The 14,133-nt window shown below is 71.0% G+C and carries 18 protein-coding genes; 12 read left to right on the top strand and 6 right to left on the bottom strand.

The features are described 5' to 3' along the window. Nucleotides 1–67 precede the first annotated feature (67 nt). Both HUG12_RS08830 and HUG12_RS08835 read right to left on the bottom strand, forming a co-directional pair. Nucleotides 68–1,384 (bottom strand): S8 family serine peptidase, encoded by a 1,317-nt coding sequence (locus HUG12_RS08830; protein WP_179268409.1) that lies wholly within the window; start codon nt 1,382–1,384, stop codon nt 68–70. 54 nt (nt 1,385–1,438) lie between these two features. Further along, nucleotides 1,439–2,152 (bottom strand): ArsR/SmtB family transcription factor, encoded by a 714-nt coding sequence (locus tag HUG12_RS08835; protein WP_179268410.1) that lies wholly within the window; start codon nt 2,150–2,152, stop codon nt 1,439–1,441. 245 nt (nt 2,153–2,397) lie between these two features. Here HUG12_RS08835 and HUG12_RS08840 point away from each other — a divergent pair, with 245 nt between their 5' ends. From HUG12_RS08840 to HUG12_RS08895, 12 genes are all read left to right on the top strand, one after another. Then, nucleotides 2,398–3,897 carry an NAD(P)H-hydrate dehydratase gene (locus tag HUG12_RS08840; RefSeq protein ID WP_179268411.1) on the top strand — a complete coding sequence of 500 codons (1,500 nt, stop codon included), beginning with the start codon at nt 2,398–2,400 and terminating at the stop codon, nt 3,895–3,897. A gap of 1 nt (nt 3,898) precedes the next feature. Then, a complete protein-coding gene (moaC, locus tag HUG12_RS08845; RefSeq protein ID WP_218836430.1) occupies nt 3,899–4,414 on the top strand; it encodes a cyclic pyranopterin monophosphate synthase MoaC in 516 nt (171 codons plus the stop codon). Nucleotides 4,415–4,551: 137 nt separating this feature from the next. Continuing rightward, nucleotides 4,552–4,803 (top strand): hypothetical protein, encoded by a 252-nt coding sequence (locus HUG12_RS08850; protein ID WP_246308168.1) that lies wholly within the window; start codon nt 4,552–4,554, stop codon nt 4,801–4,803. Nucleotides 4,804–5,119: 316 nt separating this feature from the next. After that, the gene (locus tag HUG12_RS08855) at nt 5,120–5,638 is read left to right on the top strand and encodes an alpha/beta fold hydrolase (RefSeq protein WP_246308169.1); all 519 of its coding nucleotides are present in this window, start codon (nt 5,120–5,122) and stop codon (nt 5,636–5,638) included. A 392-nt stretch (nt 5,639–6,030) separates the two neighbouring features. Continuing rightward, a complete protein-coding gene (locus HUG12_RS08860; protein WP_179268413.1) occupies nt 6,031–6,216 on the top strand; it encodes a hypothetical protein in 186 nt (61 codons plus the stop codon). A gap of 90 nt (nt 6,217–6,306) precedes the next feature. Further along, entirely contained in the window at nt 6,307–7,452 is a 1,146-nt protein-coding gene (locus HUG12_RS08865; RefSeq protein WP_179268414.1) for an acyl-CoA dehydrogenase, read from the top strand. A 139-nt stretch (nt 7,453–7,591) separates the two neighbouring features. Beyond that, a complete protein-coding gene (locus HUG12_RS08870; RefSeq protein WP_179268415.1) occupies nt 7,592–8,401 on the top strand; it encodes a helix-turn-helix transcriptional regulator in 810 nt (269 codons plus the stop codon). 260 nt (nt 8,402–8,661) lie between these two features. Continuing rightward, nucleotides 8,662–8,835: a DUF1059 domain-containing protein gene (locus tag HUG12_RS08875; RefSeq protein WP_179268416.1), complete on the top strand. Its 174-nt coding sequence runs from the start codon at nt 8,662–8,664 to the stop codon at nt 8,833–8,835. A gap of 485 nt (nt 8,836–9,320) precedes the next feature. Beyond that, nucleotides 9,321–9,926: an OsmC family protein gene (locus HUG12_RS08880; protein WP_179268417.1), complete on the top strand. Its 606-nt coding sequence runs from the start codon at nt 9,321–9,323 to the stop codon at nt 9,924–9,926. 13 nt (nt 9,927–9,939) lie between these two features. Further along, nucleotides 9,940–10,707 (top strand): methyltransferase domain-containing protein, encoded by a 768-nt coding sequence (locus HUG12_RS08885; RefSeq protein WP_179268418.1) that lies wholly within the window; start codon nt 9,940–9,942, stop codon nt 10,705–10,707. A gap of 5 nt (nt 10,708–10,712) precedes the next feature. Continuing rightward, nucleotides 10,713–11,210, top strand: coding sequence for a hypothetical protein (locus HUG12_RS08890; RefSeq protein WP_179268419.1), 498 nt, complete (start codon nt 10,713–10,715; stop codon nt 11,208–11,210). A 32-nt stretch (nt 11,211–11,242) separates the two neighbouring features. Beyond that, entirely contained in the window at nt 11,243–11,407 is a 165-nt protein-coding gene (locus HUG12_RS08895; protein ID WP_179268420.1) for a hypothetical protein, read from the top strand. Nucleotides 11,408–11,460: 53 nt separating this feature from the next. Here the strand turns inward: HUG12_RS08895 and HUG12_RS08900 are convergent, their stop codons facing one another. The 4 genes from HUG12_RS08900 to HUG12_RS08915 all read right to left on the bottom strand — a co-directional run bounded on the left by HUG12_RS08900 (nt 11,461) and on the right by HUG12_RS08915 (nt 14,098). After that, nucleotides 11,461–12,492 carry a hypothetical protein gene (locus HUG12_RS08900; protein ID WP_179268421.1) on the bottom strand — a complete coding sequence of 344 codons (1,032 nt, stop codon included), beginning with the start codon at nt 12,490–12,492 and terminating at the stop codon, nt 11,461–11,463. A gap of 51 nt (nt 12,493–12,543) precedes the next feature. Then, entirely contained in the window at nt 12,544–13,470 is a 927-nt protein-coding gene (locus HUG12_RS08905) for a mechanosensitive ion channel family protein (RefSeq protein ID WP_179268422.1), read from the bottom strand. Then, on the bottom strand, nt 13,467–13,715 hold the full coding sequence (locus tag HUG12_RS08910) for a YhbY family RNA-binding protein (RefSeq protein ID WP_179268423.1): 249 nt from the start codon (nt 13,713–13,715) through the stop codon (nt 13,467–13,469). The genes HUG12_RS08905 and HUG12_RS08910 overlap by 4 nt, the downstream gene beginning before the upstream one ends. A 101-nt stretch (nt 13,716–13,816) precedes the next feature. Continuing rightward, entirely contained in the window at nt 13,817–14,098 is a 282-nt protein-coding gene (locus HUG12_RS08915; protein WP_179268424.1) for a ribonuclease P protein component 4, read from the bottom strand. Between the last annotated feature and the right edge of the window lie 35 nt (nt 14,099–14,133).

The following is a 14,133-nucleotide window of genomic DNA, read 5'->3' on the forward strand; positions in this document are numbered from 1 at the left end:
CCCGTCTCCGGTCGCGCGGGTCCGCTTTCGGTTCCCGCCGGTACAGCCCCGCCCGGGACGATGTGGGTCACTCACACTCCCTCCCGGTCGCGTTCCCCGTCCGCGGGTCGGCGACGTCGCCGGCGGCGACTGCGATCGCCCGGTCGGGATCGAGCTCCCGCGCGTCGCCGTCGGCGGCACACACGAGGATCGCCTCCACCTCGGCCGGCGAGTACGACCCCCGTTCCCGTATCGACACGACCGTGCCGGCGACGAGCGGCGCGGCGGCGGAGGTCCCGTCGAACCGACCGGCGGCGCTCGTGTCGGCGTCGTCGTGGACGCTCACGTCCGCCCCGGCGGAACTGTACGGCCGGACCGACCCGGCGCCGTCGACGGCGCCCACGGAGACGACCCCGTCGGCGTCGGCGGGCGCGACCGCGCTCCCGTCGGCCGCGGTGTGGGCGAGTCGCCGGTCGGCGGCGAAGAGGTCGACGGGTTCGGACCCCGCCTCGCGGGCGTACACCGAGACGTAGTAGTGGCCCCGCGGGAGCGTCGCGTCGATCGCCTCCGCGTTCCCGCGTTCGCGGATGGACTTGGCCACGACCGGGTCGTCGCGTCCGGGGAGGTCCCGGTAGAGGTAGAGGTCGTAGTCGGCCTCGTCGTCCCAGTAGAGCCGGAGCGTCACCTCGCCCGCGACGGCGCCGTCGCCGAGCCTGTTCCCCTGCGTCCCGTCGTCGAACTCGAGCCACCCACCGGAGTCGGGCGTCCCCCGCCAGTGGCGCCGCGCGTAGTTCCCGGAGGACGTGACGAAGACGGCGTCCTCGCTCGTCGCTCGCTCCGCGGCCTCGGAGATGCGATCCATCCCCTCGGCCGTCGCCGGGAAGTAGCTCCCCGAGTCGACGACGACGTCGACCCCGTTCTCCAGCAGCCAGTCCACGGCCCGCTCGTACTCCTCGGCCGAGGGACCGGTGCCGACGCCGACGAGGTACAGCTCCGCGCCGTCGGTCCGGTCAGCGACGATCTCGGCGACCGCGGTGTCGTGGGCGCCGGCGGCCGGGGAGGCGGGCGCGACGCCCGGCGGGGTCACCCGACTGTACGCGGCGACGCGCCCCGCGAGTTCCGGGTGGTCGCCGTCGAACCGGCTTCCGATGACGCCGACCCGGACGGCGTCGTCCCCGACGCCCGCCCCGCCGACGTCCGCCGTGCCGGCCGCCGCCGAACCGTCGACCGAGCCTCCGACCGGGCCGCGGGCGTCGCCGCCGGCGGCGACGCCCTGCGGCGGGGTGACGTCCCCCACGACGCCGCCGATGGGCCCGACGTCCGGGACGCCGGCCGCGCCGACCATCCCGGTGGTGAGGCCGGCGAGGGTGAGGAGGACGGCGAGCGCGGGCGCGAGTCGGGTCACGGCGTCACCGCCCGCCGGGTCGCGCCCGGCCGCGGGGTCGGGCGGAGGGCGCCATCAGGGACCCCGCAGTCGGTCGGCCGCGAGGACGGTCGCGAGGACGAGCAGGCCGCCACAGAGGAACCCGAGCCCCGGGGGGAGCACCCCGAGCGCCGCCCCGGCGGACCCGGCCATCGAGTCGCCGACGCGCGGGGCGGTCGCCGGGCCGCCGAGGTCGACGACGCCGGCGCCGAACGCCCACTGGACCAGCAGGCTCGCGCCCCCAAGCAGCGCCGCGACGCCGAGGAGCCCCCGGAGCGAGTCGAGCAGGGAGGTCCGGTCCCCGTCGCCGCCGACGGCGACGACGAGTCGCTCGTCCGCCGGGGCGTAGACGGTCATCTCCCGCCCCTTCACGGAGTAGCGGGTCCCCGCCACCGCCACCAGGCCGGCCTCCTGCAGGTTCGAGAGGTGGTGGCGGACGTTCTGGACGGACGTGTCCACGACGGTCGCGAGTTCGGAGGCGGTCCGGCGTTCCTCGTGGAGGGCCGTGAGCACGGACCGGGCCGTCTCCGAGGAGAGCGACCCGATGAGTTCGTCCGCGTCCTCGTCGTCGAGCCAGCAGACGCGGACGTCGTCGCCGGCCGTCCCGTCCGGCGCGTCGGACGGGGCCGCGCCGCGGTCGGCCGCGCCGTCCGCGACCGACGACCGGTCGCCGTCGCTCCCCTCCACGGGTCCCGAACCGGCGTCGTTGCCGGCCGTCGAGTCGGTGTCGGACGGGAGCAGTCCTGACATGCGGTCACTTTCCACACAGGATGGCTAAATATTTCCGGGTAGTTTCCCGACGATTTCGTTGAACAAAATCGCTCCGGTCGAGGGTCCGTCGGTTCGTCAGTCCCGGCCGTCGCCACGGGACGGGCCGCGGTCGACCCCGGCAGCGGTCGGAGTTCGCCACGGGTTTCGGCGACGCCCACGACGGTACGGAACCGGCCGCCCTACCCGCCCGATTTACGGCGTCCCCCGACGAACAACCGGCACCGATGATCACCGGCGAGCGGATGGCGATGGTCGACCGCAACGCCGCCGCGCTCGGCGTGGCCCGCAAGCAGTTGATGGAGTCGAGCGGGGGCGCCGTCGCGGGCGCCGTGCGCGAACGGGCCGAACCCGGCGCGGGCGTCACTCTCGTCTGCGGCCGCGGCAACAACGGCGGCGACGCGTTCGTCGCCGCGCGCTTCCTCGAGGCGTACGGCCTCCGCGTCGTCCTGCTCGGCCGGCCCGAAACGATCACGACCCGCATCGCCCGCGAGAACTGGGAGGCGCTCCGGGCGGCCGAAGTCCCGACCGAGACCTGCACGGACTCGGCCGACTTCGACCTCGGCGACCCGGACGTCGTCGTCGACGCGATGCTCGGTACGGGGGTCTCGGGCGCGCTCCGGGAGCCGGAGGCGACCGCCGCGGCGGCCATCGACGACGCCGACGCGACGGTCGTCTCCGTGGACGTGCCCTCGGGGTTCGACGCCGACGCGGACGGGGCGGCCGACGACGCGCACGAGTCGCCCGGTGACGCGGCGGACGACACGGGAGACGACGCGGCCGCCGCACCGGTCGACGCGGACGTCGTCGTCACCTTCCACGACGAGAAGCCCGGACTCGCGGACCTGGACGCGGAGGTGACCGTCGCCGACATCGGCATCCCCGACGGGGCCGAACTGTTCGTCGGCCCGGGCGACCTCCGGCCGCTGGCACGCGACCCGGAGAGCCACAAGGGCGACCACGGCGAGGTGCTCGTGGTCGGCGGCGGCCCCTACACCGGCGCCCCGACGCTCGCCGCGCGGGCGGCGCTCCGCGCCGGCGCGGACCTCGTCCGGGTCGCCTGCCCCGAGTCCATCGCGCGCGAGGTGCAGGGGTTCGACGAGGGCCTCATCGTCCGGCCGCTCCCCGGCGATCGTCTCGACGCGGCCCACCTCGACAGGCTCCGGTCGCTGGCCGCCGAGCACGACGCGGTCGTCCTCGGGCCGGGGCTCGGCGACGCGGACGAGACGCTCGAGGCCGTCGGGGAGTTCCTCGGCGGGTACGACGGCACGGCCGTCGTCGACGCGGACGCCCTGCAGGTCGTGCCCAGGGTCGACACGGCGGCGACGCTGATCTGCACCCCCCACCAGGGCGAACTCCGGGGCATGGGCGGGGAGACCGCCGCCGACTGGCGCGAGCGCGCCGACCTCGTGGCCGAGTTCGCCGCGGATCTGGGGCAGGTCCTGCTCGTGAAGGGCGCCTACGACGTCGTCTCGGACGGCGAGACGACCAGGGTCGGCCGGACCGGCAACCCGGGGATGACCGTCGGCGGGACCGGCGACGTGCTCGCGGGCGTGACGGGCGCGCTCGCGAGCACGCAGGAACCGGTTCACGCCGCCGCCGTCGCGGCCTACGCGAACGGCCGCGCCGGCGACATGGCCGTCGAGGAGAACGGCTACGGCCTCGTGGCGACGGACCTGCTCGACCGAATCCCTCATGCGCTGCGGGACGAAGGGGGGGACGAGTGAGATGACGCGAAACGCCACGGGCGACGACGGCGACTCGGAGCTCACCCACACCGACGAGGAGGGGGACGTGCAGATGGTCGACGTGGGCGGAAAGCCCGACTCCGCGAGGCGGGCGGTCGCCCGCGGGGTCATCCACCTGCGGGAGTCCACGGTCGACGCCGTTCGCGGGGACGACGTGAAGAAGGGCGACGTGCTCGCGACCGCCCGCGTCGGCGCCGTCCAGGCGGTCAAGCACACGTGGGAGACGATCCCGATGTGCCACGGGATTCCGATCACGAACGTCGAGACCGAGTTCGACGTGGGCGGGGACCGCGTGACGCTCACCGTCGCCGTCGAGACGACCGGGAAGACGGGCTGTGAGATGGAGGCGCTGGAGGGCGTGACGACGGGGCTGAACGTCGTCTGGGACATGGTGAAGGCCGCCGAGAAGGACGCCGACGGTCAGTATCCGGGGACCCGGATCTCCGACGTCGAGGTCGTGACGAAGGAGAAGCGTGTGCTAGATTCGGGAGCGTGACGGTTTCGTCGAACGTCCCCGGCAGATACGGTTCTCGTCCGTTCCCCATGTGACGGGGAACGTCTCGAACGCTCGGTCGCTCGTGAAGTACGGATCGCGACGTGCAGGAGGAGGCCGTATCTCGGGCAGGTGCCGCGTTGGCTCGACGCGCTCGCGGATCCGACCGCCGACCACAGTCGGTCCGTCCGGAAGAGGAGAAGGGGGAGGAGATCCCCGACGACGGGCTCGCCGAGGCCGCGAACGTCGCGGCCCACGTGCGCTGCTTCCCGACGATCCTGCACGGCGCGGAGTTCGACGTGGAGGCGTTCACGACCGAAACGGCCGGGATCGTCGAACACGCCGACGGTCGGGTGGAGGGGTCGGAACCGCCGTATCTCGTTGGGCCGTGACGTACGCTTATCGATGAGTGCAACGTACGTCCCTTGCTATGCCGTACGTCCAGTGTAACGGGGCGGACCTCTATTACGAAGACCGCGGCGAGGGAAGCTCGATCGTCCTTCTCCACGGCGTCACGTGTAGTCTCAGGCATTTCGAACCGCAGTTGGCCGATCTCCCGGACGGGTACCGCCCGGTCGCCGTCGATTTCAGGGGGCATGGTCGGTCTGAGAGGACGGAACTCGGGCACACCGTCGCGCAGTATGCCCGCGACGTCCGCTCCTTTCTAGAGAGCGGGACCTGGATGACGTCGTCATCGTCGGGTGGTCGATGGGTGCCTTCGTCCCGTGGGACTACGTGGACCAATTCGCCACGGAGCGAATCCGGGGACTGGTCGACGTGGACATCGAGACGTCCCGGTTTCGATGGGACGACTACGACTACGGACTCACCGACATGGACGGCCTCGAGGAGAAGCTCGCATTGGCCCAGATGGACCGAACGAGCCTCATCGAGCGCTTCACCGAGCAGGTCTTCGAGGATCCCACCGACGAGGCGAGAGCGATACAGTTCGACGAAATGTCCCGCACGCCCGCCCCGATCAAAAGCGCCATCCTGTTCGTTGCGCTCACGCGCGATTACCGAACCGTCTTCCCCGAGATAGACGTTCCCACGTTGGTGTGTGCCGGCGCGGGTGAGTCGCGGGGATCCGTCGCGGCGGTGAGACACGTCGCGGACCTCGTCCCGGACGCTACGTTCGAACTCTTCGAGGATAGCGGCCACTGTCCCCCTTTAGAGGAACCCGAGCGGTTCAATCAGATTCTCGGTGAATTCGTCGACTCCCTGTGATCGATGCGCGGACCCACTAAGCGGCCGTTCCGACTATCGCTCGAACGATCTGATCCGGCGGGGCCGGAGTAGCCGTTCCGCGGGGACGACGCTCGTCGAAGTACTCGCCCCTACGTCGATTGCTAACAAGCCCTGCGCGGACTTTTTGCGTCACCGGTCGACCGCCATCTCGAGGTGACGACGACGTGCCAACTCCCCTCCACATCCGCCGGCTTCTCGCCGGGTCCGTGACCGCCATCGCGGCGGGCACCGGGACCCGTACGGCCCGCGTCGTCGCCGCGCCGTGGCGAGGTCCGAGGCCGGACCGTCGCTGAACGGTTCGGCCGCCCCGGTCGTCGCGACCCCACCGGTCGAGGAGACCCCCCGCTGACGAACACCCCCCTTCCCCCCAGATGTACGCACACAGTCCCCCCGCGGACCACCGAACGTATCGACACGCATCCACCCTGGAGACGACCGTCGTGCTGGCGGCCGTCCCGCCCGTCGCCCTGCTCGCGGCGTCGTTCCCCGTCGCGGCCGGTGCGCTGGCCGTGGGCCTCGTCGCCGGCGGCGCCGTCGGCCGGGCGACCGGTCGGTGAAGCCGGTCGCCGACGGCGGTCGACCGGCCGCCGACCGGACGCCGTTCTCGCATCCGGAAACGCAATAAGCCCGGACTTGCAGGATTGACCATGGACTTCGGCCTCACGACCGAACAGGCGCAGATTCGCGACGTGGTCGCGGAGTTCGTCGACGAGGAGGTCGCCCCCCGCGCGGCCGAGATCGACGAGACCGACGAGTTCCCGGCCGATCTGGTGGCCGAGATGGGCGAACTCGGGCTCATGGGGATGCCGTTCCCGGAGGAGTACGGCGGTGCGGGGCTCGACTACCACAGCTACGCCATCGGCCTCGCGGAGATCTCGCGGGGGTCGGGCGGGCTCGGCACCGTCGTCGCCGCCCACACCTCCCTCGCCGGCAACATGCTGTACGAGTTCGGCGACGAGACGCAGAAGGAGGAGTTCCTCACGCCGCTGGCCGAGGGGACCGACGTCGGCGCGTTCGCGCTCTCGGAGGCGGAGGCCGGCTCGGACGTGCCCGCCATGACGACCGCCGCCGAGAAGGACGGTGACGAGTACGTCGTGAACGGCGGGAAGCTCTGGATCTCGAACGGCTCGGTCGCGGACACGATCACCCTGTTCGCCAAGACCGACCCCGAGGCCGGGAACCGGGGGATCTCCTCGTTCGTCGTCAGGCCCGAGGAGGACGAGGGGTTCGTCGTCGAGGGGACGGAGCACAAGCTCGGCGACAAGGGCTGTCCGACCGCCGAGCTCCGGTTCGACGACGTGCGACTCCCCGAGGACCGCCTGCTCGGTGCGGAGGGCGAGGGGTTCGTGCAGGCGCTGAAGACGCTCAACGGCGGCCGCATCACCATCGCGGCCCGCGGCGTCGGCATCGCCCGCGCCGCGCTCGACGACGCCCGGGAGTACAGCCAGCAGCGCGAGCAGTTCGGCGGCCCGATCTCCGACTTCCAGGCCATCCAGCACAAGCTGGCGGACATGGACACGAAGCTCCAGGCGGCGACGCTGCTGATGCACAGGGCCGCCGACCTGAAGATGCGCGGGGAGGACTACATCAAGGAGGCCGCGCAGGCGAAGCTGTACGCCAGCGAGATCAGCCGGGAGGTCGCCAACGAGGCGATCCAGATCCACGGCGGCTACGGCTACACGACGGACTTCGACGTGGAGCGCTACTACCGCGACGCGAAGCTGAACGAGATCTACGAGGGGACCAGCGAGGTGCTGCGGAACACCATTGCGGGACAGCTGCTGGAGGAGTAGCCGGGCTATCGGCTTCGGAATGGGAATCCGTCGGGAGCGGCCCCCGGACCGACGAACGACCCGAACCGCTCGATCGCCGTCGGGCCCGCGTCGGAACGCTCGGAGCTACAACTATACCCCTACCGTGCGTACCCGTCCCATGGAACTCGATAGCACTGGATCGCCCGTCGACGACATCGCGTACCTCACCCGGTCCGAACACCGAGTTCCCGCGCTCGTCGCCCTGACCGCCCGTCCGCGGAGTCGGTCCGAGCTCTGGGAGATGACCGGAGTCTCCTCGTCCACGATCAGGCGGACGATCAGGGAGTTCGAGGACCGGCACTGGATCCGCAGGAACGAGTACCGCTACGAGGCGACACAGCTGGGCGCGTACGTCGCGTCCGCGATGATGGACCTGCTCGAACGGTTCGAGACCGAGCGACAGCTCCGCGACGTCTGGCAGTGGCTGCCGAGCGAGGAGAACGGGTTCACGGTCGGGATGTGCGCCGACGCCGTCGTGACCGTCGCCGAGGCCGACGACCCGTACCGCCCCGTGAACCGGTTCGTCTCCCTCCTCAGGGAGACGGACCGGTTCCGGTTCGCCGGGTTCGACGTGGCCCTGCTCGAGCCGTGCAAGGACGAGCTCTGCCAGCGGATCGTCGAGGGGACGCGAACGGAGATCATCAGCCGGTCGAGGGTCGTCACGTACATCCGGTCGACGTCCCCGGAGCTGTTCTCGGAGGCGCTCGAGAGCGGAAACCTGACGGTCCGGGTCCACGACGACCTGCCGTCCTTCGGGGTCAGCATCTTCGACCGCCGGGTCGCGATCAGCGGTTACGACCCCGACAGCGTGATGGTCCGCGCGCTGGTCGACACCGACGCCCCGGAGGCGCGCGAGTGGGCGGAATCGATGTACGAGTCGTACCGGCGCGAGACGCCGACCATCCCCCTCGAGACGGCGGCGGAGTGACGGGTCCAGCGGACGCGGGGACGGCCCCGGTCGTCCGACGTCGACGTCCCCGACGGGCCCGCGCAATCAGTTCCGTCCCTGTGCAGACGGCCGTTCCCACAGGACGGGAGGGGAGACGGATTTCCGCCGCGGGCGGGGTCCCGTTCCAGCGACTGACGGGCCGTCACCTGCTGCACGGCTGGCACCGACCGGGCGACCGTCACCAGTTAGCTACCTAACACTCGCGCGCGTTCCCCCGTCGGGAGGTGAAAAACGAATCCATGGCGAAAGCACACAAGCTCGACTGCGAGAACGCGGCGGCCGACTGCCGCTTCATCGTCCAGTCCGAGAACGAGGAGGAGGCGATCGAACTGGCCGGGAACCACATGCGGGACGTCCACGGTCAGGACTACTCCGACGAGGAACTCCGAACGGACCACCTGCAGGTCGTCTGAGGTCCTCGCGGAAGGCCCCCACTCGGTCCGTTCTCCCCTCGCCGCTCGATACTTCGTTCGACCCACTCGCCACGCCCGTTCGTTCCACGGACCGTCCGGGCGTCGCCCGCTCCGTTCCCCTCCCGTCCTCGCTTCGTCCGCTCTACACCCGCCAGTCCACACCCTCCGGCCCGTATCCTCCAGTCCACATCCCCGGTCCGGCTCCGGCGATCCCTGTTCCGTCGTCGTTCCGCCCCGCGTCGACGCGGCGGGCGCGGCGACCGTCGGACCGCGGTCGGCGGCTCGACGCCCATCGAGTCGTTCGGCCGCCACGGCCACGACGGCGCCGAACGCGTCCGACGAACCGAATACGGGATCGGATCGACCGCGCGTGCAGTCGGTGACGCTCGTTCACCTGCTGCACGGGTGCCACCGACTGGCCGGCCGTCACCAGTTAGCTACCTAACACTCGCGCCCCTCTGCTTTCCCGCCGGGAGGCAGAAGACATGACCAACGAACAGCGAATCACGCACGGCGTGGACGTCGACGAACTGGAGGCGTTCGCGGAGTACGCGAGCGACCGGCCCGACGCGGTGCGGCTCGGGCTCGGGGCCCGCGCCACCTACGAGGGGACCTGCGCCCACAGCCTGGCGAAGATCGACTCGTACGGGCTCGGCGACGAGACGATCGCCCGCGACACGCGCGAGTACACGATCCCGTACGGGGGATGGAAGGAGGTGCTGGACGCGGGGGGCTGGGTCGGCGCGACCGACCGGCTGGAGCCGATCGAGGCGGCCCTGTCCGCGCTCGCCTCGTGCATCAACGTCGGCATCACCGTCAACGCCGTCGCGAACGGCGTCGAGATCGAGTCCCTCAGGACCGACGTCCGGGTCGACTTCGATCCGGGCGTCCTCTTCAGCGTCAGGGACCTCGAGGAGGTCGACGGCGTCTTCGACAACCTGATCGCCGAGATCGAGATCGAGTGCGAGGACCTCGACGAGGACCAGGTCGACGAGTGGGCGCGGCGGGCCCCGGTGTACACGCTCGTCTCGGGCGCCCAGGACGTCAACCTGACCGTCAACACGCCGGCCGAGGTGTCGGCCGACGACTGAGGGGGTGACGGGGATGCCGAACACACTCGACGTCGACAAACTGGAACGGGAGGTGAAGACGGTCTACCGGAACGTCGCGGAGGCGCCGGCGGGCGAGTACCACTTCGAGATGGGCCGCGGGCTGGCCGAACGGCTCGGCTACCCGGCGGCCGACCTCGACCGGATCCCCGCGGAGGCCCTGGAGTCCTTCGCGGGCGTGGGCTACCACTTCGACCTCGCCGACCTGCGGGAGGGCGACGACGTGCTCGACCTGGGTAGCGGCTCGGGGACGGACGCGTTCGTCGCTGCGCTGCAGGTCGGCGAGACGGGGAGCGTGACCGGGGTGGACATGACCCACGAACAGCTCGAGAAGGCCCGGGAGCTGCGGGACGAGGCGGGACTGGCGAACGTCTCGTTCGAACGGGGGTACGTCGAGGACCTGCCGTTCGAGGACGGCACGTTCGACGTCGTGGTCTCCAACGGCGTCATCAACCTCTCGCCGGACAAGACGCGGGTGTTCGAGGAGACGAACCGCGTCCTCGTCCCCGGCGGGCGACTCGCCGTCTCGGACATCATCAGCGAGCGGCGGATGCCCGGGAGCATCAAGACCGACGCGGACCTCTGGGCGGCCTGCATCGGCGGGGCCGAACAGGTCGACAGGTACAGGAGCGTCATCGAGGACGCCGGCTTCGAGGCGCTCGACCTCCGGGAGAACCCGCAGTACGAGTTCGTCTCGGAGCAGGCGGAGAACGCGTGTCAGAAGTACGGCGTCAAGAGCGTCTCGCTCGGCGCCCACAGGTGATCACGATGGCAACGGAACAACCAGTAGCGGGCGAACGGGAAGAACAGGTCGAGCTCGGCTCGAAACTACGGAACGGCTCCCTGCTGATGGCCTTGGCGGGCGTGGGGTTCATCGGGTACGGGATCGTGTTTCTGGTGATGAACTTCGTCGGGAGCGGGTTCGAGATCGGGGTGAGCACTCTTGGCGGGATGACGAGCGCGGAGTTGGACCCGACGGTGGCGTACTACATCAGCCACCTGCACGTGGCGACCGCGGCGTTCATCATCTCGACGGGGATCGCGGTGACGGCGCTCTCGTGGTACGGGGTGCGCCAGCGGCTCACCTGGGCGTGGGCGACCGCGATCGTCGCCGCGGTCGTGGGCCTGGCGCTCGCGCTCCCGATGCACTACACCGCGGACGCGTTCGCCCACGACTGGGTGACCCACCTCGGCCCCATCTACCTCGCGACCATCGTGTTCGTGGTGGGTGTGGTTCTGTCGTACCAGGGCATGCGAGCGTCGTAGCGCCCGTGGGGCCCTTCCTCTCCGCTTCTCCCGTGGTCCCCTCGTCGTTCGCGGTCGCACACGTCGGCCCCGGTTCGGAACTGACCGCGCTAGGGTACGTCTTCCTGGTCCTGCTCCACCTGCTGGCCTTCGGAGGGGTCGCGCTTCTCCTCTCCTGGCTGCTGGGCGTACTCGGAGCGGGTCGTACGGGGACGTGAGCGCGGCGGCGAGGCACGAACGGGACCGGGCCGCGTCGCTCGACGCCGTTCGGTCACGGTTCGTCGCCCGCGAGGCGCGTCCTCGCGGTCGAAATCGCGTCCCGGAGCCGAACGAACCCGTCGTCGTCCCGGCCCGCCAGGAGGGAGACGACCGGGAGGAGGTCCCGCGCCCCGTGGAGGAACCCCTCGACGAGGGCTTCGGACCGGACGAGGACGCCGTCCGGCGGGAACCGCGGCCTGTGGCCCCCGCCTCCCCCCGCCACGCGGACGCGGGCGACGCCGTCACCCCGGGGGCGCAACTCGAACCGGAGCGGGCCGTAGAGGCACGCGTACTCGACCGGTTCGCCGTCGAGTAGCCGCGTCACCGCGTCGAGCAATCCGGCGAGGTGCCACGGTGCGGTGTCCGTCCCGTACCGCGTCTCGTCGCCGAGGAACCAGCGGGGCCCCACTGTCATCCGCATCGAAAGTTCGACCGGGCCGCCTCCCGACCCGAGCGACTCGCGGAACCGCTCGTCGTCGAGGTCGAGTTCCACGGCCACCTCGTCGTAGACGACGCCGGCCCACGGGTCCGTGTCCGGGTCGTCGTCGACGGCGTGGACGACCAGTCGGGCGCCGTCGGCGGCGACGTGGCTGCAGTCGTCGATCCCCAGCCCCGCGAGTATCTCGTCGGTCGCGCCCGCCTCGCGGCGCGGACGAGTCGTCCCGCGAACCGGCACCGAGGCGACGTCGAAGCCGAGGTCGATCGGGACCGACACCGCCTCGCCGTCCCACGTGCACGCGGCGGTCCGGCGGCCGGCGAGCCGGGCGACCCCCTCCCCCAGCGGTTCGACGGTCGGCCCGTCGGCCGCGGGCCGAACCGCCGGAACGCCGTCGATGGCGACGGCGAGCGTCCGCGTCGCCCCGACGACCCCCTCGGCCACCCGACCGTCGGGATCGAGGAGCGAGAGCCGCGTTCCGTCCGGGCAGTCGACGACGACGACGTCGCAAGCCGTCCCGTCCCCGGGCGAGGAGCCGTTCCGATCGACGACGGTGCCGTGCAGGCGGAACGAGACGGCCGATTCGTCGATCGTGCGGTCGGAAACCATCGGTGGGTGAGGGGGGTGGGTTCGAGATCGTGTTCGCCGCTCCGGGACGGCTCAGTCGTCGCCGGTCGCCGTCTCGGCGGCCGCCAGCGTCCGGACGCCGCCCGAGAGTTCGCGCTGCGGGTACGGGATGGTGATGCCCGCCTCGTCGAACCGCTCCTTCACGCGCTGGACGTAGTCGGCGCGGGTCTTCACGAAGTCGGCGCGCGAGGGGTTCTCGATCCAGACCCTCGACTGGAGTCCCACGAAGGAGTCCGCCAGTTCGCTCAGGCGGACGGAAGGGGCCGGGTCCGCGAGGACGTCGGGGTGGCGGTCGGCCTCCTCGACGATGATCTCGGTCGCCTCGTCGATGTCGTCGTCGTAGCCGATGCCGAACTCCACCTTCAGCCGGAGCGTCTCCTTGGCGACCGGGTTCTTGATGACGTCGTCGGTGAGCACGGCGTTCGGCACCGTGAGCAGTTCGTTGTCGAACGTCCGAACCCGGGTGACCCGGAAGGAGATGTCCTCGACGACGCCGGAGTTGTCCTCCCACTCGATCCAGTCGCCGATGCGGAACGGCCGGTCGGTGAAGATGAACACGCCGGCGACGAAGTTCCTGATGACGTCCTGGAGCGCCAGCCCGATGGCGAGCGTCGCCGCGGCGGCAACGGTCGCGAGCGACCGCAGGAAGTTGCCGTACCCCGCGAGCCCGAACGCGACGGAGATGCCCACGAAGACGAGGACGACGTTGGCCATCTTTCGCAGCGGCCGGCGGGCGTGTGGTTCCAGCCCGCGCCGGTCGAGCACGCGGTCGACGAGGGGGACGACGAACGTCCGGCCGAGGAGGTAGACGCCGAACAGGACGACGAGGAACGTCGCCGCGGCCGCCAGCGGGCCGGCGACGTTCGCGGGGAGGTACTGGGAGAGGAACTCCGCGACCGGGGCCGAGGGGTTCACCGTCCCGCCGGGTTCCGGAGTCGCCTGGAGGAGCAGCCCGCTCATCGCGCGAACACGGCCGTGTTCCCCCGCGTCTCGACGAGGTCGGCGTCGGCATGCTCGGAGAGGTCCACGGCGAGTTCCTCGGTGCTGGAGCCGCCGCGGGCGGCCCGGAGGAACTTCACCTTCACGAGGTCGCGGTCCTCGAGCTGGTCGGAGAGCTCCCCTGCCACGGATTCTACGCCCTTCTTGCCGACCCAGACGGTCACGTCGAGGTCGTGGGCTCGCTTCCGGAGGTCGTGGTCGGTCATGGTAGCTCCCTACCGGCGGCGCGGGTTTGAAGCTTTACGTTACGTGCTGACGGGCGGGAACGGGGCCGGGTGGCTTCCCCGGCGGCAACGCGTTCCGCCGCTCAGCCGTAGGGGTAGCGCGCCGTCTCCCCGCAGTCACAGCGGATCACGACGTGGCTCCCCTCCTGCAGGCGGACGCGGGCGTTCAGCCCGGGGACGAGGTAGGCGTCACAGCGGTCGCAGGTGAACCGCTCGAAGGAGCGGGGCACGCCGCAGCGATGCCGCTCCGCGAGGCGACGCGCCAGCCGGACGTACTCCCGGGCGCGGTCGGGTTCGCCGGCTTTGACGGCGTCCTTGGCGAGGGCTTCGAGTCGCTCGATCCGCTCCTCCGCGATCTTCTGCATTGGATCGGCTCCCGGATGGTAGTTGACGGTGGACG

It is taken from the genome of Halorarum salinum (assembly GCF_013402875.1).
Taxonomy (GTDB): domain Archaea; phylum Halobacteriota; class Halobacteria; order Halobacteriales; family Haloferacaceae; genus Halorarum; species Halorarum salinum.

Excerpts from the sequence above, each read along its gene's own strand:
- HUG12_RS08860 (WP_179268413.1), top strand. The coding sequence starts at position 6,031 with ATGTACGCACACAGTCCCCCCGCGGACCACCGAACGTATCGACACGCA.
- HUG12_RS08885 (WP_179268418.1), top strand. The coding sequence starts at position 9,940 with ATGCCGAACACACTCGACGTCGACAAACTGGAACGGGAGGTGAAGACG.
- moaC (WP_218836430.1), top strand. The coding sequence starts at position 3,899 with ATGACGCGAAACGCCACGGGCGACGACGGCGACTCGGAGCTCACCCAC.
- HUG12_RS08915 (WP_179268424.1), bottom strand. The coding sequence starts at position 14,098 with ATGCAGAAGATCGCGGAGGAGCGGATCGAGCGACTCGAAGCCCTCGCC.
- HUG12_RS08880 (WP_179268417.1), top strand. The coding sequence starts at position 9,321 with ATGACCAACGAACAGCGAATCACGCACGGCGTGGACGTCGACGAACTG.
- HUG12_RS08890 (WP_179268419.1), top strand. The coding sequence starts at position 10,713 with ATGGCAACGGAACAACCAGTAGCGGGCGAACGGGAAGAACAGGTCGAG.
- HUG12_RS08870 (WP_179268415.1), top strand. The coding sequence starts at position 7,592 with ATGGAACTCGATAGCACTGGATCGCCCGTCGACGACATCGCGTACCTC.
- HUG12_RS08840 (WP_179268411.1), top strand. The coding sequence starts at position 2,398 with ATGATCACCGGCGAGCGGATGGCGATGGTCGACCGCAACGCCGCCGCG.
- HUG12_RS08910 (WP_179268423.1), bottom strand. The coding sequence starts at position 13,715 with ATGACCGACCACGACCTCCGGAAGCGAGCCCACGACCTCGACGTGACC.
- HUG12_RS08865 (WP_179268414.1), top strand. The coding sequence starts at position 6,307 with ATGGACTTCGGCCTCACGACCGAACAGGCGCAGATTCGCGACGTGGTC.
- HUG12_RS08835 (WP_179268410.1), bottom strand. The coding sequence starts at position 2,152 with ATGTCAGGACTGCTCCCGTCCGACACCGACTCGACGGCCGGCAACGAC.
- HUG12_RS08875 (WP_179268416.1), top strand. The coding sequence starts at position 8,662 with ATGGCGAAAGCACACAAGCTCGACTGCGAGAACGCGGCGGCCGACTGC.
- HUG12_RS08900 (WP_179268421.1), bottom strand. The coding sequence starts at position 12,492 with ATGGTTTCCGACCGCACGATCGACGAATCGGCCGTCTCGTTCCGCCTG.
- HUG12_RS08855 (WP_246308169.1), top strand. The coding sequence starts at position 5,120 with ATGGGTGCCTTCGTCCCGTGGGACTACGTGGACCAATTCGCCACGGAG.
- HUG12_RS08905 (WP_179268422.1), bottom strand. The coding sequence starts at position 13,470 with ATGAGCGGGCTGCTCCTCCAGGCGACTCCGGAACCCGGCGGGACGGTG.